This is a genomic window from Bacillus massiliigorillae (genome assembly GCF_000380245.2).
GTDB lineage: Bacteria > Bacillota > Bacilli > Bacillales > DSM-1321 > Bacillus_AD > Bacillus_AD massiliigorillae.
Window position 1 is genome coordinate 2,263,515 of sequence record NZ_HG428741.1, and the last position, 23,901, is coordinate 2,287,415.

21 protein-coding genes and 4 pseudogenes are annotated in these 23,901 nt (G+C 32.8%); 8 read left to right on the plus strand and 17 right to left on the minus strand.

Translation table 11 applies throughout. The features are described from left to right. Positions 1–42: 42 nt before the first annotated feature. Both TX86_RS10475 and TX86_RS10485 read right to left on the minus strand, forming a co-directional pair. Positions 43–717, minus strand: a complete 675-nt coding sequence (locus TX86_RS10475; protein ID WP_042348671.1) for a toxoflavin lyase-like VOC family protein — start codon at positions 715–717, stop codon at positions 43–45. 896 nt (positions 718–1,613) lie between these two features. Beyond that, positions 1,614–2,021: a hypothetical protein gene (locus TX86_RS10485; RefSeq protein ID WP_042348673.1), complete on the minus strand. Its 408-nt coding sequence runs from the start codon at positions 2,019–2,021 to the stop codon at positions 1,614–1,616. Between the two features lie 315 nt (positions 2,022–2,336). On the opposite strand from TX86_RS10485, the gene TX86_RS10490 reads away from it, so the two are divergent. Both TX86_RS10490 and TX86_RS10495 read left to right on the plus strand, forming a co-directional pair. Next, complete coding sequence (locus TX86_RS10490) at positions 2,337–2,879, plus strand: RNA polymerase sigma factor (RefSeq protein ID WP_042348674.1); 543 nt, start codon at positions 2,337–2,339, stop codon at positions 2,877–2,879. Then, positions 2,876–4,054 carry a DUF4179 domain-containing protein gene (locus tag TX86_RS10495; RefSeq protein ID WP_042348675.1) on the plus strand — a complete coding sequence of 393 codons (1,179 nt, stop codon included), beginning with the start codon at positions 2,876–2,878 and terminating at the stop codon, positions 4,052–4,054. The genes TX86_RS10490 and TX86_RS10495 overlap by 4 nt, the downstream gene beginning before the upstream one ends. Before the next feature lie 357 nt (positions 4,055–4,411). On the opposite strand, the pseudogene TX86_RS10500 reads toward TX86_RS10495, so the two are convergent. Beyond that, positions 4,412–5,613: pseudogene (locus tag TX86_RS10500) on the minus strand (IS110 family RNA-guided transposase). Between the two features lie 311 nt (positions 5,614–5,924). Next, the gene (locus TX86_RS10505) at positions 5,925–6,668 is read right to left on the minus strand and encodes an amidohydrolase family protein (RefSeq protein WP_042348677.1); all 744 of its coding nucleotides are present in this window, start codon (positions 6,666–6,668) and stop codon (positions 5,925–5,927) included. Positions 6,669–7,468: 800 nt separating this feature from the next. On the opposite strand from TX86_RS10505, the pseudogene TX86_RS27245 reads away from it, so the two are divergent. Next, positions 7,469–7,629: pseudogene (locus TX86_RS27245) on the plus strand (IS110 family transposase); the annotation flags it as partial. Between the two features lie 287 nt (positions 7,630–7,916). Here TX86_RS27245 and TX86_RS10510 read toward each other — a convergent pair. From TX86_RS10510 to TX86_RS25760, 4 genes are all read right to left on the minus strand, one after another. Next, a complete protein-coding gene (locus tag TX86_RS10510; RefSeq protein ID WP_042348679.1) occupies positions 7,917–8,501 on the minus strand; it encodes a hypothetical protein in 585 nt (194 codons plus the stop codon). Positions 8,502–8,676: 175 nt separating this feature from the next. Then, positions 8,677–9,624, minus strand: coding sequence for an S-layer homology domain-containing protein (locus tag TX86_RS25750; RefSeq protein WP_052343631.1), 948 nt, complete (start codon positions 9,622–9,624; stop codon positions 8,677–8,679). A gap of 56 nt (positions 9,625–9,680) precedes the next feature. Beyond that, a complete protein-coding gene (locus TX86_RS25755; protein ID WP_195892888.1) occupies positions 9,681–10,295 on the minus strand; it encodes an alpha/beta hydrolase family protein in 615 nt (204 codons plus the stop codon). Further along, on the minus strand, positions 10,231–10,539 hold the full coding sequence (locus tag TX86_RS25760) for a hypothetical protein (protein WP_052343633.1): 309 nt from the start codon (positions 10,537–10,539) through the stop codon (positions 10,231–10,233). The genes TX86_RS25755 and TX86_RS25760 overlap by 65 nt, the downstream gene beginning before the upstream one ends. A 472-nt stretch (positions 10,540–11,011) precedes the next feature. On the opposite strand from TX86_RS25760, the gene TX86_RS27440 reads away from it, so the two are divergent. Further along, a complete protein-coding gene (locus tag TX86_RS27440) occupies positions 11,012–11,143 on the plus strand; it encodes a hypothetical protein (protein WP_268258248.1) in 132 nt (43 codons plus the stop codon). 483 nt (positions 11,144–11,626) lie between these two features. On the opposite strand, the gene TX86_RS27825 is transcribed toward TX86_RS27440, so the two are convergent. Together TX86_RS27825 and TX86_RS27830 are read right to left on the minus strand one after the other, a co-directional pair. After that, positions 11,627–12,271 carry a methyl-accepting chemotaxis protein gene (locus tag TX86_RS27825; protein WP_439096852.1) on the minus strand — a complete coding sequence of 215 codons (645 nt, stop codon included), beginning with the start codon at positions 12,269–12,271 and terminating at the stop codon, positions 11,627–11,629. Between the two features lie 120 nt (positions 12,272–12,391). Beyond that, positions 12,392–12,925, minus strand: a pseudogene (locus TX86_RS27830) (protoglobin domain-containing protein); the annotation flags it as partial. A 471-nt stretch (positions 12,926–13,396) separates the two neighbouring features. On the opposite strand from TX86_RS27830, the pseudogene TX86_RS27835 reads away from it, so the two are divergent. The 3 genes and pseudogenes from TX86_RS27835 to TX86_RS10530 all read left to right on the plus strand — a co-directional run. Continuing rightward, positions 13,397–14,536, plus strand: a pseudogene (locus tag TX86_RS27835) (HAMP domain-containing protein); the annotation flags it as partial. 126 nt (positions 14,537–14,662) lie between these two features. After that, entirely contained in the window at positions 14,663–15,481 is an 819-nt protein-coding gene (locus TX86_RS27840; RefSeq protein WP_439096853.1) for a methyl-accepting chemotaxis protein, read from the plus strand. A 213-nt stretch (positions 15,482–15,694) separates the two neighbouring features. Next, entirely contained in the window at positions 15,695–15,982 is a 288-nt protein-coding gene (locus TX86_RS10530) for a HesB/YadR/YfhF family protein (RefSeq protein ID WP_042348682.1), read from the plus strand. A gap of 72 nt (positions 15,983–16,054) precedes the next feature. Here the strand turns inward: TX86_RS10530 and TX86_RS10535 are convergent, their stop codons facing one another. The 7 genes from TX86_RS10535 to TX86_RS10560 all read right to left on the minus strand — a co-directional run bounded on the left by TX86_RS10535 (position 16,055) and on the right by TX86_RS10560 (position 22,198). After that, on the minus strand, positions 16,055–16,477 hold the full coding sequence (locus TX86_RS10535; RefSeq protein ID WP_042348684.1) for an acyl-CoA thioesterase: 423 nt from the start codon (positions 16,475–16,477) through the stop codon (positions 16,055–16,057). A gap of 236 nt (positions 16,478–16,713) precedes the next feature. After that, the gene (locus TX86_RS10540; RefSeq protein ID WP_042348685.1) at positions 16,714–16,857 is read right to left on the minus strand and encodes an acid-soluble spore protein N; all 144 of its coding nucleotides are present in this window, start codon (positions 16,855–16,857) and stop codon (positions 16,714–16,716) included. A 54-nt stretch (positions 16,858–16,911) separates the two neighbouring features. Continuing rightward, complete coding sequence (locus TX86_RS26265; protein WP_081707630.1) at positions 16,912–17,043, minus strand: FbpB family small basic protein; 132 nt, start codon at positions 17,041–17,043, stop codon at positions 16,912–16,914. Positions 17,044–17,171: 128 nt separating this feature from the next. Further along, positions 17,172–17,678 (minus strand): peroxiredoxin family protein, encoded by a 507-nt coding sequence (locus tag TX86_RS10545; RefSeq protein WP_042348687.1) that lies wholly within the window; start codon positions 17,676–17,678, stop codon positions 17,172–17,174. 269 nt (positions 17,679–17,947) lie between these two features. Next, entirely contained in the window at positions 17,948–20,311 is a 2,364-nt protein-coding gene (locus TX86_RS10550) for a penicillin acylase family protein (protein ID WP_042348689.1), read from the minus strand. A 164-nt stretch (positions 20,312–20,475) separates the two neighbouring features. Further along, on the minus strand, positions 20,476–21,432 hold the full coding sequence (locus tag TX86_RS10555) for an MBL fold metallo-hydrolase (protein ID WP_042348690.1): 957 nt from the start codon (positions 21,430–21,432) through the stop codon (positions 20,476–20,478). A gap of 13 nt (positions 21,433–21,445) precedes the next feature. Beyond that, positions 21,446–22,198 (minus strand): SDR family NAD(P)-dependent oxidoreductase, encoded by a 753-nt coding sequence (locus TX86_RS10560; protein WP_042348691.1) that lies wholly within the window; start codon positions 22,196–22,198, stop codon positions 21,446–21,448. A gap of 100 nt (positions 22,199–22,298) precedes the next feature. On the opposite strand from TX86_RS10560, the gene TX86_RS10565 reads away from it, so the two are divergent. Further along, on the plus strand, positions 22,299–23,852 hold the full coding sequence (locus TX86_RS10565; RefSeq protein ID WP_042348692.1) for an amidohydrolase: 1,554 nt from the start codon (positions 22,299–22,301) through the stop codon (positions 23,850–23,852). Positions 23,853–23,901: the final 49 nt, after the last annotated feature.

A 23,901-nucleotide genomic window follows, 5' to 3' on the forward strand; every position in this document is an offset into this window, starting at 1 on the left:
TAACTAATACGATTTGATAGAATGCTTTATATGGATCAAGCATTATTCAATTGAACATTTGTGTTCTGGATTAACAATTATCTTAAAATCGCTGTCTAATATAATTTCAAGAGGATAAATTTCCGATTTTTTTTCTGAGAATAGCCATCTCCTCCCTGGCTGAGCTAAGATGACGAAGATACCTTTCTTTCTTTTTCCCATAAAGTTTAACGAGGTTGCACTGATTGGATCGTTATCACGTTCATATAAACCTATTTCACTTAGTTTATTTCCAATAGAAATAGGATCATCAACTATCAACCCTATTTCACAAATATTCAACATACTATCCGAACTAAAAGGCTCTTCTCGGTTTTCATTAATTCCATATCTAGCAATTAATTCAACAATATTACCAGATGGATCATAAAAGTAAATTGAATGAGCTGGTAAGTGTGAAAAGTCAGCCTCATCTTCTCCGTCTTCTAATAACAAAGTAACTCTATCCTTCGTCCATAATTTTGCTTCAATAAATTGATTAGATGGGATATTAAACGCAAAATGATAGTATGGATTATCATTTGAATTTTCACTATTAAATTCTAAAACACTTGATCCCACGTTAATTTTAAAACTTGTTTCAGTTTCATTACTAATATTAAAACCTAATATATCTATATAAAAGTTCTTCATTTCAAATAGTTTATTCGTATGCAGTTTCAATTTATTAATTTCCATATTTCCCCCTTTTTTCAGTTTATTTTATAGTCAAACTTCTAAAAGTCTTAATCCTTAGCTCATTTAAAAATTCATTAGTACTTTTTACAGTAGAGTCGCTCATAATTTCTGCAAGTTGAATTATTGACATTAAAACCTATTCATCTTCAATATCTTTGTTTATAAATTACTATCTCAGGATAAATAGTAATTTATTGGTTATCCCTCCTCACAAATTACTTAAATATCCATTCTACAAAAAGCTATTTTTTCCTTTATTCAACTGAAATCCTTATTGAACTATCCTGCACCGTTAGCTGCATAAGAAAAAGCCGTCTAAATGACAGCTCTGTTCTTATGCTATTGCAACTTATAGTTTAATTACATTTACTTACTTTTATTAATAGTATATCTAAATTTATTCAAAAACATCTAGTTGGTATAGTCTTGTTATTCCATTTTAGTTATTAGGTTTGCTTCAATCGTAGGAATGCCTGTTTCAATTATCATAGGTTCAGAAAACACTTTAACTTTTTCATTTTTCTCAAACTTGGAATGAAAGAACTTATTTATTTTGGGTATGCAAATGTCCGTGTACTCCGTTCGTAAATCACTATCTATCCTATTCTTTGTTGAGGTACTAGGGATTTTTTTTTGTAATTCTATATAACCTCTTTCAGAAATAATTAATAAAGAATTTTCATTTACCTCTACTACATAGCCTATTGTTTTATAATTTTGACTTAAATAGAATGCTATTCTACCAATTATCACGAGTATTACTATCAAAAATATAATTATAAATTTTTTTATTTTATTTCCCTCCAAATTTTATTTCCAATAGGATATTCGATTTTTTACCTTCTTACACTAACCTGACTCGTTAGCAGCCTTAATCTTCAACCCTAGACATTCATTTACAAATCATCATTATATAATTTATTAGTTGACTCTTGTACAAATTGAATCCATTCTTCTTTCGACAAATCATCATATGCAAATCCCATTACGGAGCCCTTTCCGTAGTCAATTACATCTAGAACCTGATCGAATAATCCTGCTCCAGCTTCCCAATCACGTAGTCTTGCATCGCTAGTAGAAAATGTATCTTTACAATTTCGACAACGAATATTAACTATAGTTATTTCATTTGGTACATTATCATCGTCAAAATATAAATTTCTGCTTTCAGCGTTGCAGGTAGGGCAAACAGCTTCACGATGTATTTTATAAAGATTCTCATAATGTGAACATCTTTTAGTAGCTAATTCTAATGAACATTTACAAACTTTTGCATACTCTTCAGGATTTAATATAATCCTCAATTTCATCTCTCCTCAAATGGATAATTTCACATTTATCGAATGGCTAGATTGTAACATTTTGTAAAGCAGATAATCTATAAAATACCATTTTTTATTGAACTAACCTGCCCGATAGTGACATAAGAAAAAGGCTGTTTTGATTACTAACGGGTTTCGTTGTCCATTGCAAAAAATAAAATTATTAAAGTAACTTAGTTCCGGTATTTACTGATCTAAGGTTATTTTCATTTTGAATTTCTCGCAACTAAATTAAAGCAAATATTGTCTAATAGTTATAATAAAAAGAAATGTTAGATTTTTAAGGAGGAATTTCAAATGGAGCTGCTCATAAAGCGAGCTCAAAAAGGTGATGAGGAAGCCTTTATTGAAGCTATTGATACAATAATGCCACAAATATATAAAGTGGCAAAAGCTCGTCTGAAAAATGAAGAAGATATAGGTGATACAATACAAGAAGCTATTTTATCTGCTTTTACAAATCTAAAAAAGCTAAAAGAACCAGGATATTTTAAAACATGGATTACGAAAATATTAATGAATAAATGTAATGATATATTACGGAAAAATAAGATTTTGTATGTAGATGATTATGGAGAAGTGCAGAGTGATCAAATCGTAACGGAGAATGTTGAACAAAAGCTTGAGTTTGACAATATGCTTAGTTATTTAAATGTGGAGTATCGACTAGTAATCACACTTTATTATGTAAATAAATTTAAAACAAAAGAAATAGCAGAGATTTTAAATGAAAAAGAAGGAACGGTTAAATCCAGACTACATAGAGCAAGGCAACAGCTAAAAGAATTTTATTTAAAACAAGAAAGAGAAATTATAAATTACGGGAGGAATTTCAAATGAGTGATCAATTTGAGCACAAATTAGAAAAAGCATTAAATGATAATATAATAATTCCTAATAGTGTTTTGAAGAAAAAAGCACTTGCTTTTGAAGAAATTAGGAGAAGCAAAAAACAAAAACAAACATCCTCTTATAAAAAAATAGCTGCGGCAATTATAGCAGGAATAACAATTGTTGGAGCAAGTGTTGGAGTTGGGGTATATGGCGATACAACTTTGGCTATGGTAAAGGAATTCTTCTTTGCGAAAGATCAGGGAGTTCAATTAGCAGCAGATAATGGATATATTCAAAAAGTAGATAAGAATAATGTGATGAAAGATAATGGTGTTTCAATCCAAATTAAAAATGTTTTGTACGATAAATCTAAAATAGCAGTTTCTTTACAATTTAACTTTGAGGATAAAAGTATAATAAGTAATATGACAGATTTAATAATGAAGTACGATTTAACAGATGATAAAGGACGATACATAGAGAAAGCTGAATACACAAAAGGGTTAACCAATGAAAATAGTAAGCTTTTAGCAAGTGGGGAATCGAGTATTCAAGCAAATGAAGAAGAAGGAGAAATAATTTATAATTTAGTATATTATCCTATGAATTCAATTGATGGTATCAACAGTTTAAACTTTAACATCAGTTCAATATCTGTATTTTCATCATTAGAAAATAAGGATGTATCTTATAGGACTGAAGCAGAATCTCAATCGAATATTTTAACGGAAAATATAGAAGCATGGCATAAGAATGGTATACAACTAAGTAAGGAAATTCAAGGGACATGGCAAGGAGGAATAAAGTTAGATGCGAAATTTAAAGGACATCAGGAGATTAATTTTATCCCTAAACAACAGCCTGAATTCGCAAAAATAGTGTCTGCAGAATTACTACCTACGGGAATGAATATCACATTTGAGCGTAATCCTTCTGAAGATGATGAAATAATAAAAAGTCAGAAAAATACAATTGATGGTTCCATTCTTATAGATGGAAAAGGGAAAACACATAAGTCAACATTGAAGGGATATTCAAGAGCTCAAGATAATGGGACAATAATTAAAGTGAAAACGTTTGATGTTACCTCTTTCGATAATGTAAATCAATTTAAATTGTTATTTAAAGATATTGATGGAAAAAATGTTGTAATTGATTTGGTTCGTGAGAAGAAAAAATAAAGTATACAAAAAAACGCAAACTTCTAATCAAATGAAGGATGCGTTTTTTTAGCTAAAATTTTTTCGCTTTCCTCGCCAAGCAAAGGCATGATCATAAAATGGATGTTCCTCCTTTTTACGCATTCATTTTATTCCACTTAATCTAATAAAAATCCATCTTGCACTAAACTGCCCCGTTTGTTACATAAGAAAAAGCCGCCTAAATGACAGCCTTGTACTTAAACTAAACCAGCTAATAGGTTGTCAATATCTTTCTCTTAAACATAAATTTTTTTATGCTATAATACTTTTAGGCATACCAAATAGCCCTCCAGATGTCTTATGGAAGGTTTTTCTTTATGTGGTTAAAAAGGCTTTTTAAGCTATATCTAGGAAATGTTCTTTCCTCTTTAATAAAGCATAAATCCAGTGAAGAAGCTTATTAATACAAGCGACAATCGCTACTTTTGAAGGCTTTCCTTCTAATCGTTTCTTATCGTAGAACGCTTTGAGTTTTTTATTTCTGGAACTTCTTATTCCACACAAAATGGCTAGATATAAACTATGCCTTAGTCTACTGGAACCTCGTTTGGTTATCCGATTGGTGGTCGCTGTAAACTTCCCAGATGAATGGACGCTAGGATCAATTCCAGCGTAGGCAACTAATTTCTTAGCGTGATTAAACCGATCAATTTCCCCAATTTCTGAAATAATCGTGGCTGCGATTTTTTCACCGATTCCAGGGATTGATTGGATAATCTTATATTCTTCTATTTCATTTGCTAGGGATACCATTTGGCTCTCCAATTCCGAAAGGTATCCTTGGTAATGAAATAGGATATCTATATACATAGTGAGATTGATTAGATGACTTTGATACATCACCTTCTGAAACGGATTTGAAGAGCTGCATTTCTAAGCGTTCCGGCCTTTTCTCTTGCCCATTGATCCGAGCGAGTCGGACAGCACTCACGAATACGATTTGCTAACTGCTGTTCATCTGTAATCAGAACCTTCTCCGAAGTTGGATATTCTTTTAATATCCACAAAGACACTTTCGAAAAAAGATCACCAAAAACCTTCCTATATTCAGGGAAAACCTGATCTAATATCGTATGGAATTGTAGTTTTGCTTCCACATACATATTGGTTATAATCTCTTGTTGTCTAGATAAGTTTCGAAGGTTTAGAAGCTGAATTCCTTTCATTTTATAAGGCTCAAATTCCTCTTTATAATAAAGAATACATAATTGATAGGCATCGAATGCATCTGTTTTTACCTTTCTCAAACTGGATTTCTTTGCTTGATGAGAAATGATTGGATTTAATAAAATATAAAGGATTTCATTTTCTTCTAAGCATTGAATAATAGGTGTATGATAATGTCCTGTTGATTCCAATATGACCACTGGCATTTGACCAGTCATTGATTTCATTTCCCCTAAGAAGCTTATAAGCGCATCTAATTCTTCACGATTATGCTTGATTGAAAAACTCTTTCCATAAGGCTTTCCTTTATCTAAAAAAGCTTGAACTTCACTCTCTCCTTTAGCTATGTCTACACCCACAACTGGGTTCATTCTTTCTCCTCCTCTAGTGTATTCACCAGTAGCCCCTATTTCATCCAAGTAGTATTATAGCTTCGCTTGTTATACGAGATCTAAGTCCCAACCAGCCTTAAACATATTTCTACTAGTAGGGGGTGAACAGTTTAGCTGACGGAATCAATGTCCCACGCACCCGGACGTTCTACCCTGGCTACTGATAGATTAAATCTATACAAAAAAAGTTCAACCAGAAATTACTGGCTGAACTATATAATACGAACGCACCTGATAGATTAAGAACATTTCTTCACAAACTTTCCAAGATCAATACAGTTAATATTGAATTATTTGAAATACCATTTTAAAGCATTTGTGTACAAGATTTTATCAGAAGCCTGTTTATCAAAAAGTCGTTGAATCAATTTAATATCTTCGTACTCAAAAGGTCTTTTTGCTCTTGTAGATGGCAAATCAGTTCCAAACATAAGTGCATCAGGATTAGTCTCATAAATAGATTTCAAGGCATTTTCAACATTCAGTTCCACACGCCCAAAACCCGTTGCTTTTACGTGTACACCTTTATCAATTAAATTTAATAAGTATGGCAAGCCTTCTTCTGACAATCCTAAATGGTCAATTGAAATAGCAGGTAACTTTTCAATCACAGGTGAAATTTCGGGTAACTCTTTCGCATCAATATAAAGCTCACTATGCCATCCAACTAAATCATAAACTCTCCTTGCAAAGTAATCGAGCTTAGATAAATCTTCTGAACCACCTCGTTTTATATTAAAACGTAATGCCTTTACTCCTTTTTCATTTAGCTTTAAAATTTCATCATCCGTCACTGTATAAGGTAATTGCGTTACGCCACAGAATGTTGAACCCAATTGTTTAAGAGCTTTCAATAAATACTCTTGGTCAAATTCTTGAAATGAACCTGATACAATTGCTCCACCTAATACATTTAAATCAGTAGTTTCATTTTGATAATCCTTTACTACATAACTTGGTGGCAAATATCCTTGGTTTTCTATAATCGGAAAATTAAAGTCAATAATGTGAAAATGGGCATCAAAAATTCTCATTCCATTTCCCTCCTCTTTTCCTTAAAATATCAAATATGCTACATAAAGAAAATAACAGGTTATTTATACGAATTCATAACTTATTCTTATTACACTAACCTGCCCCATTAGCTTCATAAGAAAAAGCCGTCTAAATGACAGCTCTGATTTTCCACTAATGCACCCATTTGTTTAAGTACATTCTTTCACCCAAAAAGATTCTGAGTCTTATTCTAAATTCTCATAATGTGTTTTAATTCCCCTAAATCAATACCGCACGTTCTACATTTAAATCCCAAAAATCTGTTCCAGCAGTACTCTTTTCAGTATCAATCAACTTACTTTATTTTAAAACGGGTATCTTCCTTAAACTTCTTACGACTAGGGTTGCCTTCCACTCTCCAAATATGATTACTTTTCAAATCATAAACTACTGACCAAATAGTATCAGCGTTAGTTTTTCTATCATATTGACACATAAATCCATACTTACCACTAAGTAAATTCATTGCAAAATCTAAACTGTACTTATCTTTATTATTTCGGTATAGAAGTTTTATATTTAGTGGTATATAGCAATAATCTAATCGCTAAATTCTACTTTATCTCTATATTAATTCATACCTTCATTTATATAATCTACATAATAGCTGGTCTAAAATTACCTTTCAATTCATTAAAACTAAGTTGAACATATTCTATCTAATTTTAGTAAAAACCTCATTTACTTATGATAAGGTTCATCGAAACTAATTTTAAATTCGATCCTAAACACAGAATTCCTTATTGAACTAAACTGCCCGATAATTGTATAAAAAAGATACTACTGGATCAATCTTCCAAAATGGATTCTTCAATAAAATATGGAGGTTGTAACGGTGAACCCACATTTAGTAAGGAGAATAAAGAAAACCGTGATAATTTTCAGTCAAAAAGTGATAAAAAAGATGCATTAGTTATTGCTGATATGGTAAAGAACGGCTAGGGAAATATATCTTATGAGTAAAAATTAGACCTTATAGTAGCGACTATCTTAGTAATATTGAGTTTCATCTTTATGGATTATTTTGCAGAACCAGGTTTAATATTCTCAACCATTTTTGTCTTATATCTGATTATGAAGTCCATTTTTAACTTTTATTTAAAAAAGAGAAGCAAACAATCTTAATTAACTTTGTTACTCTAAAGCTTATCAGCTTCGATGAGCTTTTAAATTTAGACTATTGACTGAACCTTTTGTTTCCTAAGTTTAATCTACGTTATGCGAATCTACTTCCGATCACAAGAACAATTATGCTTGTCCTTATAAGCTTCTATAATCTCTTGTTTATATTCATTTTCTTGCTTCTTATTATTAGCATACTCGTGCATACTGTCTGGTTTCCAAGTTACAAAATCAAAAGATGTGTCTGTCGTTTTTCCATTTATCTGATGATGCAGATACAATCTACCATCCGATTTCCAAAGAGCATAACGAATCTGACCTAAGACAATTTTAAAGCAATTATGTTCTTCCTCAATCTCACTATTAATTTTCGTTTTTGGGTGTCCAGTAAGATAAACCAAAAATTCAACTGCCATTTCTTTATTAAGCTTCTTTGCTTGTGCTATTTTTTCGTTTTTAACACATTCTGCAATACAGTCATCACCTTCAACAATACAATTCAAGGCTTCATCCATCTTTAAGAAAGTAATATTTAGGTTAGATTGGTAAGAATCATATTTGAATGTATCGTAAGGTTTCAGACCTTGGTACGCAAACACACCATCATGATTCTCTGTCAAAGCGTAAATTGTCCATACTCTACCTTTGTAATAAATCATTTTATCGTACAGTTCAACATCCTGATTCATTTATATTTCTCCTCTCTTTTGCTTCGTAATATGAGTCTAACATGAAACTAAATAATTCTTTTGTATATTAATTTTCATCTTTTCTTATTGAACTAACCCCCCTCAAGTGCATTTTTAGAGTGTTTGTGTTTTATTGTTTGAGCTTTTTTTGGGAAAATAAAATTTAAAGTTTAAATCATTTTTTTTGCTCTAAATTATAAAGAATCGTTACCAAATGCGCTCTAGAAATGGCCATTGTTGGTTTAAAAGATTCATAGCTGTGAGATTGATCATAACCATTAATTACCCCTTGATCGAATAACCATTGAACAGCTTGTTTTTCTGTGAAATTTTGTTTCGCAAAAGTTTTAGTTAATAAAACAGCAGCTTGCCCTCTTGTTAGATTAACATTAGACTTACCTGATACTTTTAGACCTTTTTCTTTTGCAAATTCATAAAGACTTTTTATAGATTCCTCTTTTTGAGAATGATCATTCGAATAGCATAGCATTATTCGCAAATACTGACTCTCAGTTATAGTTAAATCCGGCTTTAGCTTTTTCTCGTCAGAAAAACCTACAACTAATCCTTTATTTAATGCCCATTTAATCGCTTCAGACCAATATAATCCTTCTTTATAATCTGTAAATACGGTTGGGTCAATTAAAGGTGTTTCTGTAACTTCACCTTTTTTCATCCAATTCGAAATATCCGTTATCAATTCTTGAGGTACAATACCTGGAGTCATATATTCTGTCGTTCCATTCGGTTCCCCTTCCCAGTTGGCGAGGCCATGAAACATATTTGGATATAACTTATATTGAACATTTGTTCGTTCTTTTAATTCTCCTTTTAATTGTTCATAATCTGAAACAGGAACTTGTATATCTTTTCCACCTTGTACTACAAACATCGGAATTTCCTGTTTTTTTATTAGATCAGCAGGCACATAATTGCGAAGATCATACCACCATGACGCCTGTGGCAAAGCAAAGCCCTGTGGTGGATTTGATAGCGAGAACTGTGGATCATTTAAAAGTGCAAATTGTTGTTTGTAAAATAATTCTTGTTGTTCTATTGCATCAATCGTTTCTGGTGCCTCATTACTTTTTTTCGCTCTTTCTAATGCTTGTTCTAATTGCATGATTACTAAATCGGAAAATTAATGACCTGGTCCAGCCACACTAATTACACCTTTAATCAAATGATCTTTGGTAAGGCAAAACCTCCTTGACTATGACCTAGAACAAAAATTTGTTTGTTATCAATTTTTGGTTGTTTTTTTAATAGATTGACTGCTAAATTTGCATCATCGACTGTCTCTTCATTAATTGTATAATTTGGCTCAAATTTAAATTTCATAGCATGTGTTCTGGTCCGTTTATCATAACGAAGGACCGCTATTCCTTCACTTGCTAAACCAACTGCAAAGTTTTGGAAAGGTCTATGAGCAAACATTGACTCGTCCATATCGCTTGAACCAGAACCATGCACTAAAACGACAACTGGAAATGGTCCCTTGCCTTTTGGCGTTGTTAATATACCCGGTAAGGCAAATTCACCATTTCCGATGGTAACCTGCTTTTCTGTATAGTTTTGCAAATCATAAGGAGGGGTTAAAAAGGCTCCATCCGCATAATAATTTTCGATATTAAAATCATCAATTTTTCCTTGTTTGTCTAACTTTACGACAAACTGATATTGTCCATTTTTAGCCGAACATTTAATAATTACTTTTGTATGTACAGAATCATTTTGAATCTTCAAAACTTCCCATTGATCGATTACACCATACGGTGAATGTTCTTTCCACAATTGTTCCAATTGTGTTTTTTTTTACTTTCTTTTGCAAATTGGTATTTAATAGAGAGTAAGCCTCATCCCATTTACTATTCTTTAGAGATTCAAAGAACTCTTTCCCCACTTGTTCAAAATTAATTTCTTTATTTTCTGCTGCTGCTTGAGCTGATTTTGTGTAGAACATCATACCGCCACCAATACTTGTTAATCCGAGTGCACTTACTAAAAGCACCTTTGCTACTGTTGAGTTTTTTTTCATCTGATAAATCCTCCTGAATTCCATTGGATAAATTCCCTTAATTATATTACCTTCACGTCCAAACTTATCCTCACCTAGAATACAAACTACGTTGGAGAAAATATGTAATTAACAATTGTTTAATTTTATATAATAGTAAACCAAACATTCTTACATTTAATAGAATGACTAATGTCTCAAACTATTCGATTGGAAATACATCTATTCGTCACCCCCTTTTTAAAAATCTTAAGCTAGTAATTTTCATGATTGTGAATGTAATATAAGGATCTTAATGTTTATATTACGTTTGTCATTCCGCTTTAGTTCAAATTACTTTATAAAGATAAATTGTTGAAATGAAATAAGCGTATAACTAACTAATCAGCGATTACACACAAAAGTTGGATATATATTTCTATAATCACACAGGTGGATATTACGTGTCTCAATGAGGTATTCCACTATCTAAGAATGAAATTGTGTTTATAAATTGGAAATTCCAGAAAAAACTGATGAAATTGAAGATGGTTTATGTGTACAAATTTTAAATCATGGTGATTATGATGAAGAACCTCTCAGTTTTGAAAAGTTGGCATTGGCAAATGTAGCACACTGGCTATGAATACGATAAATTGATGGAGAGTATTCATAATTTGAATGCGAGTCATCGGATTCCTTTATTATTAAAGTATTATTATAGCTTTTCGTATAAAGGGATAGCCGATGGTACGAAATGAGCTCTTATTGAGATAACAGGTACTTTAATAAAATCTTATTAAAGAAGTTATCAGAAATAGCAGCCTTAAAGCTCAATAAACACGAAAAAAATGATGTGTACAATGGCGATGCTTTAACAAACCTGCTCCTTTAGCGTAATGAAAAACTTACTAATTTTACCACAAAACTCATTTTAATAATGCTAAAAAGCAGTGTGATTTCACTTGCGAAATCCACTGCCTTTATGCTTGTTTTTATATATGCGATTTCCCATGCGGGTACTCAAAAAGAGAACGTCTTACGTCTGCCGCATGGCTCTTTTTTGATTTGGAGTAAGACGAAGAGTTAAACTACATTTATCAATAAGGACCAGTGACGGTTTTTCTTATTATAAAGCAGTAGCCGTTTCATTTAATGTTTCTGCTGAAACAGCAACCTGTGAAGTAGATTCCACAATTTCATCTAAAATTTTCACAAAGCCTTCCATTTGCTCTTCTACAATTCCAGTTCCTTGGAGGCTTTCATCCATCGACGCGATAATATTGTCAAAGGAAGATTGCGTAATTGTTGAAGATTCCTCTCCACTATGTACAACATCTTGTACATTTTCAATTGACTTAACCGCTTCCTTCATAAATTTACTTGATGTATTAACAATTGTATAGATTTCAGTAATTGATCGCTTCGTTTGATCTGCTAACTTTCTCACCTCATCAGCAACAACAGCAAAGCCACGACCGTGCTCACCCGCTCTTGCTGCTTCAATTGCAGAATTTAAAGATAAAAGGTTCGTTTGATCCGCAATCTCTTGAACTAGCCCAACAAATTCAGTAATTTGTTTGAATGATTTATTTAATGCTTGAATATTTTTTTCAACATCCATTGTATGTACACTAATTGTGTGAATGTTTTTCGTTAATTCTTTCAAACGCTCTTGACCATCTTTTGCGAGTTCACGAGTACGATAAGATTGTTTATTATTTGAGTTGATATTTGTATTGAATTCTCTACTATTTGAAGAGATTAGTTGCATGGATTGATTCGTATTGTAACTTAGTTTAGCTAATTCTTCAGAAATAGTTAGAATTTTACTCTTTACCTCTTCTTTTACTTTTTTATATTGCGCTTCACGTGCTCTAATATTTTCTTTATCATACGCTTCTAACACTAGCTGTTGCTCAAAATTTATAATTTTACAAATAGAATATATTAGTGCTTGTCGATCATCTATATGCCCAACATTCTCATATACTAATGAAATGATTGAATTTTGCACGTTTTGGAAAGCACAAAAATACCACTTTGGCTGTAAACCTATCTGATAATGTACCTTAGCAACACGAAAACGCTTTTCCAAGAAAGCATCATCCATAACTCCATTAAACATTTCTTGTAAATGATGACTTAATGTTGCTCGTAGTTTTTCAACAGAACTATGTTTTTCGATTAACGTTCTTAATTCTGATACCTCAAATATCGTTTTATAAAAGCTATCAACTAATAAGTCTATATTCTCTTTAATAATAGGCTGAAAAACAGAAATTAACTTCATATCATCTTCTGTAAAAGATATAGATTTTAGTTGTAGATTAATTTCTTCATTTTGAAATTCCTTTCTTACTTGTGCATGTACTGCTTTTTCCAAATACACACTTCGAGCTTCCTTTGTTTTAGCAAAAAAAACCATAATACCTAATCCCCCTATATTCACAAAACTAAAATACCCCAAAATATGAACCAGATTTCTTCATATCTCTTTCCAAAGTTTTTACGAACAATAGGAAAGTCAGAATTCTTTTTGGAAACCTAGTTAAAAAGAAATGCAATTGAAACACAACTTATTATATTGCACGAAATATTAAGAATCAAACAAGGATTATTACAAATCAGTGACTATTTTCATAATTTTTTATAAATTCACACACCAAGATATATGTTTAATTGAATAGTTAATTACACACATGACTTTAGTAACAATCACATCTACTTTCCTCTAATGGTTTTATTCATATTATTGTAAAATCAAGACAATATATCAAGAAATCTTAATTAAATTTTCAAATATATGTCATTATAGGTATTTAAAACCATTATTAAAAATGAGATAATCAACTTACATTATTTCCAAAATATTCTTTGGCTGAAAGGAGGCCTATATATGTCATTAAAACTAAAGTTAATCATTAGTGTTTTGCTGACAATCCTTACCATTTTAAGTGTTTGTACATTCTTCACCTATATATCCGTACAATCCTTCACAAAGAACTCAGAAAGCCTGACAAAGGGCTTATCTGGAGATGTACAAAGAGATGTTAGTGGTTTTGCAAGTCATTACGCTGGGACACTCACTTATCACGAAAATGTAAATGTTGCCACGCAAATTACAAATCTGCTTAATAACGGAAAAACGGCCCTACTAGCAGCTGCCCAATTTGACGAGGTATACTCTTCAAATACAAGTGATATTGAAAGTTTATTTGATAAACTCTCAAAAGAAAATGGAGTAATTCATTCATTTTTACTTGCTACACCTAATCAACAACCCTTGGCTTATTCACCTAAAGATAAAATACCTATTAGTTCTATTAATAATCAGCAATGGTTCGATTCAGCCGCTAAGCTAAAAAAGAATTCATTTAGTATCTCTAATGCATATTTAAATGAAAATAATAATAATTACTATATTACAATTTCCACACCGCTATATAAAAATGATACTTTCTTTGGAGTAATTGCATGTGAATTATCTCTTCAAAATTTGTTGAATCATATTTCTCAAACAAAAGTTGGCAAAACAGGCTATGTTATCTTAACAGATCCGAAAGGAATTTTATTAGCCTATAAAGATTCAAATCTAGTCCAAAAGAAAATAAATATTTCCAGCCTCCCGATCTTTAAGGAGAAAACGAATAACACTACTTTCTTAGATAATGAGAAAATCAGTTACATTGGTCAAATTCATAAAGAAACAGGATGGGAAATGTATTCTATTATTTCTCAGGATGAAATACAATCATTTTCAAAGACTATTTCAAAAAATATGAGTTCAAGAATTGCTGATGCTGAGAAAGATACTGAAACCATTTTCTCAAAACTATTCACAATCCAAGTGATTGTCATATGTGTAGTTGTATGTGTTGCTATTGTTATTAGCTTTCTATTCTCACGCTATTTTATTAACCCAATTAATAAGCTCTCCTCCTTGATGCATACCGTAGCAAAAGGAGATTTAACAAAAACGATGCCAAAGCGAGCCAACGACGAATTAGGCTCCCTATTCAACTCGGTAAATGAAATGATTATTAATTTTAGAGAAATGGTTTCAAAGATTCATATACTTGTTAAACAGGCTGAAAAAGATTCAATTTCCTTAAACAATCAATCAAACATCTCATCAACTGCTACCGAAGTCGTAAGCGCTACCATGGTACAAGTATTACAAGGTTCGGAAAAACTATCAGATGAGATGATAAACATTACTCACAACGTAGAAAGCAATGTTGCGGCAGTACAAATGATGTCCAATAATATTGATACAATTGTCAATCGTTCACAAGAAACAAAACAAACTACCTCTCAAGGAAAAATAGCGATGGAAAATCTAAATAAAAAAATGAGTCACATTTCAGAACAAGCAATCGAATCCTCTAACATCATGAAAGAACTAGATCGAAAGCTACAAACTATCAATGAAATTTCTTCCTTAATTCATGGTTTATCAGAGCAAACGAATTTGCTCGCTTTAAACGCTTCAATCGAAGCTGCTAGAGCAGGTGAACATGGACGTGGATTTTCGGTTGTTGCCCAAGAAGTGAAGAAACTCGCTGTACAAAGTAGTACATCTGTTGATGAAATTGCGACAATTATTCACGAAATACAACAAGATTCCTCCAAAGCATTAGAAAACATTGAACATGGCAATATATTTGCTCGAGAAGGTGCTCAATTATCAAAGGAAACCGAAAGTATCCTTCTCCAAACGATACGCTTTATGAATCACTTATCAAAAGATATTGAGGAAATTGCTGTAGCCAATGATTTATTAAATAATAGTAGTCAATCGATTTCTTTCTCAGTTGATAGTGTTGTTGCAGTATCGGAACAAACTAGTAAAGGTGTTCAAGACGTAACAAATACATCAACTGAACAACAAAAATCAATTGAAGAAGTTCAACAAATCTCTAATAATCTAAGAATGTTAACAAAAGAATTAAAAGAAAGTATCGATCGTTTTCATATATAAAAAAAAGTGTTCCAAATGCTATTTATATTTGGAGCACTTTTTTATGCCATTGCACTATTCCTGCTTATCTCTACCCCATTCATCACACTTCCTTTATAATAAAAAGTAGAACTTTTTACTTAAAGCTCTCATAATCACACATCGCATTATATCCTTACATATTGTGTGGGATTATAGTAATCAATCATTAATTTAAGAAATGGGGAATTTCTTTTGAAAATTTATATAAGTGAAGAAGCTGCCGCATGGTATGAAAGAGAATTAGATTTACAAAAAGGTGATAATGTTCGTTTCTTTGCCAGATATGGTGGCGTTAGTACTGTCCAATCAGGATTTTCTCTTGGTATCCAAGTTGAAGAACCAATGACGATAGGTGCATCAGCTGAAAAAAATGAGATTCAATATTATGTAGAAGAGCGTGATTTATGGTATTTCGATAATCATGATTTATATGTCGATTATAATGAAAAGCAGGATGAACCGGAGTATAGTGTTAAATAAATTTCATGAAAAAAGGTAGCTAATGTCATAACAAAGGACATTTAGCTACCTTTTACATATTAAATTAAATTTCTATTTTTGCTTCTTATTCTTCTCATACACTTCATGCCATTCTGGGAAGTAGCGCTTCATGGAAATTGGTCGGAATGTCTCTTTCTTTACAACAATATTCAGTGTTGTCGCTGTAACAGCAAGCTCACCTTTCTCATTGTAAATCTCGTAACCATATGTAGTTCGTGTAGGTGAATATTCTTCAATCCATGTATGTACGGTTGCTGTTTCTCCATATTTTAACGATTTCTTATAAGAAACATGCACTTCTAGTACAGGGGACACATAACCCAATTCCTCTAATTCACTATAATTAAAACCTAAGTCCTTTACGATTTGTGTTCGTCCTAACTCTAACCAAACGATGTAGTTAGCATGATAAACAACACCCATTTGATCTGTTTCTGCATAACGAACTTCTATCTCTTTTTTCGAAATAAGCATTACAATAGTTCCCCTTTCTTTTATACACTAGAGATTAGCTTTCGTATCCATCATTAATAATTAATGTGTAAAACATCCTCTAAACATATCAAAGTTTCACTTTATTATTTTAACATAGTAGAAAATTTTCTGTAAAAGTATCCCTTAGGAATTTTTTTCAGAAAATAAAAAAGAATAAGAGAGCTCTATTCAAGAGCACTCTTATCCTTTATTTGCACTTTTAGATATATAGGTGCCTATTCACCTTTTGTTTGGATTACTTGAGCATGCTGACCTGACTGGTCCTGCATTTGCTTTCCTTTATTGCCACCAGCTGAACGTGACTTTGTACCAATATGATTTGGCGCAAAATGTTTTGAATCTTTTTTTGGATTACCCATATATACACCCTCCTTACTTCTATTCTTTACGAAAGAAGCAAAAACATGTACTCTTTATTCAGCTTTTTCTAAATGTCTTTTTTCTAATTTACTTTCAATTCGTTCTAGAGCTTTCATATCCTTTAATAATTCGTTTTTATTTTCCAAAACTAAATCTTCAAAAGAAAGCTTCCGTCTTTTCTTCATATTATCACCTACTTATCCTTTATGATAATACTTATTATGGGCAAAAGACTGAGTATTTATGTCATTATTGTTACAAATCTTATAATTCTGTTTTTTCTGATTATTAATTGCATACTGATTCTTCACGTTTATATTTCACTCATCATTTCATTCAAGCGCTCAAATGATAATTCACCAATCTGTTTTTTCACTATAACCCCTTTTTTATCAATGATATATGTAGTAGGGAAAGAAATAATATCATATTGACCAGATACATCTGCTTGGTGATCTAATAATATTGGAAATGTAAGATTCATGCTCTTAACAAATGATGCAACATCATTATTCGTATCTGTATTTACAGCAAGTATTTCTACATTGCTATTGTTTTGTTGATATAACTTCTCTAAATCAGGCATTTCTTTTCGACATGGTGGACACCAAGTTGCCCAAAAATTTACGATAACCGTTTGTCCTTTATAATCTGATAAAGATACTTTTTCACCTTTAAGATTTTCAAGTGTAAAATTTGGTGCTTTTTCACCTACTTCTAGCCCTGGTAAATTCGGTTCTTTTTTCTCCTCCATAGCATTTACAATGGCTACAGAAATGAGCAAAAGTAAGACAAATCCTGAAATTATTTTTTTAATCAAACCATGTTCCCCCCCTGCTTCCAATCTAGGTATGTAGAATCTATAACATTCTCCCAATAAAGCTATCCTCTTATTTTAGCGCAGAAGAATTTCAGTAACAATCAAATATATCCATTTATACTTAATTATTGAAAATATGTAACATTTATTAAAAAATCAACACTGATTCTTTTTGATTATTGTATAGTTTAGCAACGCTAGAATTGTATAGCTCATCTATGTAAATAAAAACGAGAACTAATTCATTACGAAATAGTTCTCATTTTTATTTATGGTGTTAAAGTTAATACACTTCCTTTAACATTCTTAAAAGAGGTTTGATGATACGTTCCATCAACCCATTTTTCTAATTGGTCACTATACCATTTACTTTTTAAATGACCAGATTGCCCAGGTCCAACTAAATGATTTGTAACAGATAAATCACTTAAATCTGCGACAAAACGCCATGAGGCACCATGGTCAGTTGTACCATCTGTCTTAAATCCAGCAGCTTGAACAGTCACACCGCTTCCATTTGCTGGTACTCCTCCCTTACTATTAAATACATATTGAAGTGGAGAAACGCTAGAAAGAGGGTGGTCGAAATGAACTTGATGATATTCGCCCCACGTCCAATCTTTTATATCATTACCTTGTGATTCTTTAATATCCTTCAAAGCTAATTGAAGGGAATCCTCTAATAATTTCGCTATACCACCATATTCTTTAATCCACGGACCAGGATTACCAGCTAATGCATTTCGAACAATTTGATCTAATACAGGCTTTCTCCCTTTAAATAATTCGTAATTTTCTGACGGAATTTGATCTTCAAATAAAACTAATGGAATTTTTGTAATCCATATATTAAAGATTAACGGAGCTGACGCTTCTTTATCATCTTTAAAGTCCCAACCTTTCAGAATTTCAAGCGCTTGCTGGATTTCTTTATCTTTATTTTCGTTTAATTCCTTCATAAACAGGGGTACAAATTCCTTTGCTTGCAAGTTCACTATATCCATTTGTAACGATTTCATATCTTTTACAGTAAGTTTATCTTTAGAACTTAATACTTCCTTTATTCTTTGCTCACGGTAAGGCTGTGCCCATTGATTACTAATAAAATATGGATATTCATCTGAGATGACTTTATTATTAGCTGTTGCTATAAACCCTTCTTTTGGGTTTACCACTCGGGGAAGTTCATTAAATGGAATGTATCCCTTCCATTCATATTCATCTGTCCATCCAGGAACAGGAATTAATCCATCACCCTTTTTACGAATTGGTATTTTTCCATTAGCTTTATATGCAATGGTACCTTGTTGGTCTGCATATACAAAATTCTGAGTCGGCGAATGGAATTTTTCTAATGCCTTTTCGAATTCTGCCCAATTACTTGCTTTATTCATATTCATAATTGCTTCCAATTCCGTTGTAGGGTCTAGTGCCGTCCAACGCAATGACAATACAGTCCCTGACTTGGATGGGTCAACAAGTTCCGTTACAATTGGACCGTGTCTTGTAATCGTTACTTCATAGTCAATAGTATCTTGGTTCTTAACCTTAATCGGTTCTTTCACAACAGTTGCTTTTTCCCACTTATTATTATAGGAAAATTCATTTTTATTAGCTGGATTTCTTTTCTCTATATACAAATCTTGCACATCGGGACCCGTATTCGTAACACCCCATGCAATCTTCTCATTATTACCTAGAATAATACCTGGAATTCCAGCAAAGATAACACCGCCTACATTAACCGTAGGTGCCTCTAGTTGCATCTGATACCATATAGCAGGTGTTGCTAAAGAAAGATGAGGATCATTCGCTAATAACGGTTTCCCGCTCTTTGTTTTTTCCCCACTAATGACCCAATTATTACTACCATTTAAATCATAAGGAATAACAACGCTTGCGAAATTAGCGGCAATATCTAACTCTTCTTTTTCAATAATGTATGGTGCATCCTTTGGATAAGTAGGGAAAAGATCATATGCTTTCTCCTTAGAGAAATTTTGTAATAAATAGGATCTAAATGCTTGATCATCCCAGTTACCACCAAGATCAAATGCCATATACTTACCGATTGTTAACGAATCAATTTCTGTCCATTTTTCAGGCTTATAACCTAATATCGTGAATTCAATTGGCCATTTCCCATTGTTCCGCAATTCTTCAATATATAAGTTAACTCCTTGTGCAAATTGCTTCAATACTTCCTTCGCTTCACTAGAATATTGTGAATATGAGCTCTCAGCTGCCCGTCTTAAACCTATGGTACGAAAATACTTATCCTTATCAATCGTCATCTCGCCAATTACTTCACTTAATCTACCTGAAGCTTGCCTTCTACTTAAATCCATTTGAAACAGTCGATCCTGAGCTTGTACATATCCTTGGGCTATATACAAATCATGTTCATTCTTCGCGGTGATATGAGGCACACCGTCATCATCCCTTACAACTTTGACAGGTTCTTTCAGTACGTCTAGCTTGATTTCTCCTTCGATTTGAGGCAATGATCGTGAAATATATATGTTAATTCCAATTGCAATGGCAATAAGTAAAAAAACAATTACCCCACTAATCCACAAAGCGATTTTTTTCTTACTGCGTTTTGGTTTTTGCTTCACCAATACTGTTTCCAATCAAACACCCCCAACAATTATTCGAAAATTCATATATATGTATTTATTGTAATTTTTTTCTTATTGAATCTCAACGAGGAAAATGAAAGATTACAAAAAATGGCTGACTTTTGAAATAATAGTCAGCCCACTTATATAATTACACTCTAAAACTCTTCCTTTAACTACCTAGAGGTCTTTGGATAAAAATAGATAAAATCCTTTTGTTTTTTCATTACAATTTCATCAATTGAAAGCAAGTAAATCAAATTGGTGATTGTTTGAAGAAAAGCTGACATCTTTCGTTCGATTGGAAGTTCTGTTCCATAAATGCTTTGTGAGATTTGAAAGGCGGTTCTACCATCTTCTTTGAGTGCATTATGAATTTGCATCCACCTTTTTTTATAGTGAGATTTCATAACTTCTATTCGAGAAGATAAGTTCGTTATAAGGTCACCATGGCCCGGAAGAACATACTTCGTTGAATATTGCTGCACTTTATCAAGAGCATGAAGATAAAGTTGTAATGGATTTTCATCCATATGTTGAGCCATAACGATAGGATTTAAAGAGTTTAGTATATGATCACCTACAAAAAGAATTTGATGGCTATGATTATAAAAAGAAAAATGATCGGGCGAATGTCCTGGTGTCCAAATAGTTTCAAAATTATAATCGCCTATTTGAATGATTTCTCCTTCTTCGAAAACATAATCAGGTTCAAATTCATAAGCATCAAATCTATGATGAACTTCATCTTCTTCCGGATGCTCTGGTCCACCATTTACACGAAATAAAACAGAAAGTGGACTATTGTATTTTTTTCCTTTAAACATGGACTGAATTTTTTTCTTTTCTTCGTAACCAGCTTTTGACATCCAAATAGCTGCATTGTAATTCTTTTGAAACCATCTAGCCAATCCAATATGGTCCAAATGCGCATGAGTCAATACAACTTTTTCAATCTTCTTATCTTTTGGAAGTACTTGTTTCCATAATGTAATCGCATCTTCTATATTATCACCTGTATCCACAATGGTATAGCCATTTTCTCCTTCAACTATATAACACTTCACTTCTCCCAAATCATATGGAATTGGAACTTGCAGTTGATATACATGATCTGTTATTTTATTCAGCACTATTTGCACCTCCTTATCGAGCTTTCACAGTTCCTCCATCTACCATTAACGTATGTCCGGTAATATACTCTGCATCGCTACTTGCTAAAAAAACAGCCACTCTGCCAATATCTTTCTCACAATCTCCCATACGTCGTAATGGTATGAGCGAAAGCATTTTATCGTACGCATTTGGATGCGTTTCTTTCATTTCATCCACTCCAGGAGAATTTGCTAATGGTGCAATTACATTTACGTTTATACCATATCTTCCCCATTCATTCGCTGCAACACGTGTTATAGCTCGTACTGCTTCCTTGGATGCAGCGTAGGAAGCCTGTCTTGCTAATCCATCTAAACCAGCACCCGATGCGAAATTAATAACAGTTCCCTGTGTTTCTTTTAAATAAGGAAGAGCACTCTGCATTAGTATAAAAGTCGCCCATAATCCTGTATTTAAAGATAAATCCATGATTTCTTCTGTTGTTTCTTCAATGGTTACGGTTTTGGAGGAATGAGCATTGTTAACTAAAATATCTAACTTTCCAAACTTCTCAATCGTTCTTTCAATTAAGCTAGGCAAAACTTTTCGATCTGATAAATCTGCTTGAATGTATAGTGCATTACATCCTAAATCAACCAATTCCTGCTCGGTTCTTTTTCCCTTATCTGCATTTAATCCAATAAACACGATAGATGCTCCTTCTTTAGCGAAGGCATGACAAATTCCTCTACCAATCCCCGATGACCCACCCGTAACAAAAGCTACTTTATCTTTAAGTTTCATTTTATTCCCTCCACATTCGTTTAATTATTGATAATATTTTAAATTTTTAATATAATCCCACATAACTAACATTCTTCGATTAAAAGGAGGTTCTATCACTATGCAGCAAATACCTGCTGACGTCATTATTGATAATGTATTAGTACTAACTATGAATCGTAGTCATCCCAAAGCAAAAGGAATTGCAGTTAAAGATGGAAAGTTTATTGGGTTATTAGATGAAGAAACTACATGGCCACTTGCTGTAAACGGCACTCATATCGATGGTCAAGGAATGACATTATTACCAGGATTAATAGATGCACATTGTCACCTTCGCGCTCAAATCAGTCATGATCATTCCGTTCATTGTGGTAGAGACGATGTTCAAAATATCTCAGAAATCGTTAATGCTCTACGCAATAAAGCCAATCAACTAGAAGCTGGGGCTTGGATTCGTGCGACTGGATATGACCCTTTTCATCTTGAAGAACAACGACATCCTACACGTTGGGATCTGGATAAAGCAACGTCACAACATCCTATTCGACTACGGCATATTACTAGACATGTATCCGTTCTAAATAGTGCTGCACTTTCCCTAACAGGAATTAATTCCTCATCAAAAGACCCATCTGGTATTACAGTAGAACGTGATCATAATGGTTTACCTACAGGCGTTATCTATGGGGGAGATGCTTGGTTATCTAAAAAATTCGTACAACCACTCACAACACAAGAACTTCAAATAGGTGCAGAACAATTACATACAAAGTTATTAAGTAAGGGCATAACAGCTGTTCAAGATGCTACTCCCACTAATACATTGTTCGATTTACAGTTTTGGAATAACTGTGTTAACGATTTTTGGAAGATTGCCATTCAATTAATGGCAGATATCGAACATCACGCTATTCTTACACACCATTATCAACAATGTGTAGCAGCCGATGTATATGATAAATTAGAAATTGGAGCTATTAAAGTTGTGATTGAAGCAAATCCTGACTTAGTACCATCCCCTGATGAACTAAGAGTAATTGCACTTAAAGCAGCTCAACAACAGATTCCTTTAGCCATCCATGTAGTAACACCTGAAATGGTATGGTCAGCATTAGACGCTATTCGTTATGCTAAAGAACTCGTTCCAAACCATACTATGCTACATCGACTTGAGCATTTAAGTTTATGTCCAGATGGCTTTTTATCTGACATTCATGAGTTAGGTGTCATGGTCGTAACAAATCCGAGTTTAATTTATCATCATGGTGACCGTTACTTAAAAGATGTTGATTCATCTGAGCAAAGCTGGTTATATAGAATGAACAGCTTACGAGCTAATAACATAACAGTAGCTGCTGGCTCAGATGCCCCAGTTGCGTCATTTGATCCGTGGATAGGCATAGGAACGGCTTGTACTAGAAAAACAATAAGCGGTAAAGTTCTTTCCGTTGATGAAAAACTTAGCCGATGGGAGTCATTAGAACTTTATACAACTACTGCTGCACGGGCAGCTGGCTGGGAAATGAAACGTGGGATGATTCATCCCGGATTTCACGCCGACTTTATTTTAATAGAGGACAATCCACTAACATGCTCAATTAAAAAACTTAGTGAAATTCAAGTTAATCAAACGTGGCTAGATGGAAAAATCGCTTACATGAAGCAGTATTAAGTCACCCCCTCTTTATTGCCTTATTTGTCATTTTTTTCTGATTGCAGTA

Excerpts from the sequence above, each read along its gene's own strand:
- TX86_RS10495 (WP_042348675.1), top strand. The coding sequence starts at position 2,876 with ATGAGTGATCAATTTGAGCACAAATTAGAAAAAGCATTAAATGATAAT.
- TX86_RS26265 (WP_081707630.1), bottom strand. The coding sequence starts at position 17,043 with ATGAAGAAAAGACGGAAGCTTTCTTTTGAAGATTTAGTTTTGGAAAAT.
- TX86_RS10540 (WP_042348685.1), bottom strand. The coding sequence starts at position 16,857 with ATGGGTAATCCAAAAAAAGATTCAAAACATTTTGCGCCAAATCATATT.
- TX86_RS10560 (WP_042348691.1), bottom strand. The coding sequence starts at position 22,198 with ATGAAACTTAAAGATAAAGTAGCTTTTGTTACGGGTGGGTCATCGGGG.
- TX86_RS10510 (WP_042348679.1), bottom strand. The coding sequence starts at position 8,501 with ATGAATCAGGATGTTGAACTGTACGATAAAATGATTTATTACAAAGGT.
- TX86_RS25760 (WP_052343633.1), bottom strand. The coding sequence starts at position 10,539 with ATGAAAAAAAACTCAACAGTAGCAAAGGTGCTTTTAGTAAGTGCACTC.
- TX86_RS10505 (WP_042348677.1), bottom strand. The coding sequence starts at position 6,668 with ATGAGAATTTTTGATGCCCATTTTCACATTATTGACTTTAATTTTCCG.
- TX86_RS10535 (WP_042348684.1), bottom strand. The coding sequence starts at position 16,477 with ATGCTTATTTCGAAAAAAGAGATAGAAGTTCGTTATGCAGAAACAGAT.
- TX86_RS10490 (WP_042348674.1), top strand. The coding sequence starts at position 2,337 with ATGGAGCTGCTCATAAAGCGAGCTCAAAAAGGTGATGAGGAAGCCTTT.
- TX86_RS27825 (WP_439096852.1), bottom strand. The coding sequence starts at position 12,271 with ATGCAACTAATCTCTTCAAATAGTAGAGAATTCAATACAAATATCAAC.
- TX86_RS10475 (WP_042348671.1), bottom strand. The coding sequence starts at position 717 with ATGGAAATTAATAAATTGAAACTGCATACGAATAAACTATTTGAAATG.
- TX86_RS10565 (WP_042348692.1), top strand. The coding sequence starts at position 22,299 with ATGCAGCAAATACCTGCTGACGTCATTATTGATAATGTATTAGTACTA.
- TX86_RS25750 (WP_052343631.1), bottom strand. The coding sequence starts at position 9,624 with ATGCAATTAGAACAAGCATTAGAAAGAGCGAAAAAAAGTAATGAGGCA.
- TX86_RS27840 (WP_439096853.1), top strand. The coding sequence starts at position 14,663 with ATGGTACAAGTATTACAAGGTTCGGAAAAACTATCAGATGAGATGATA.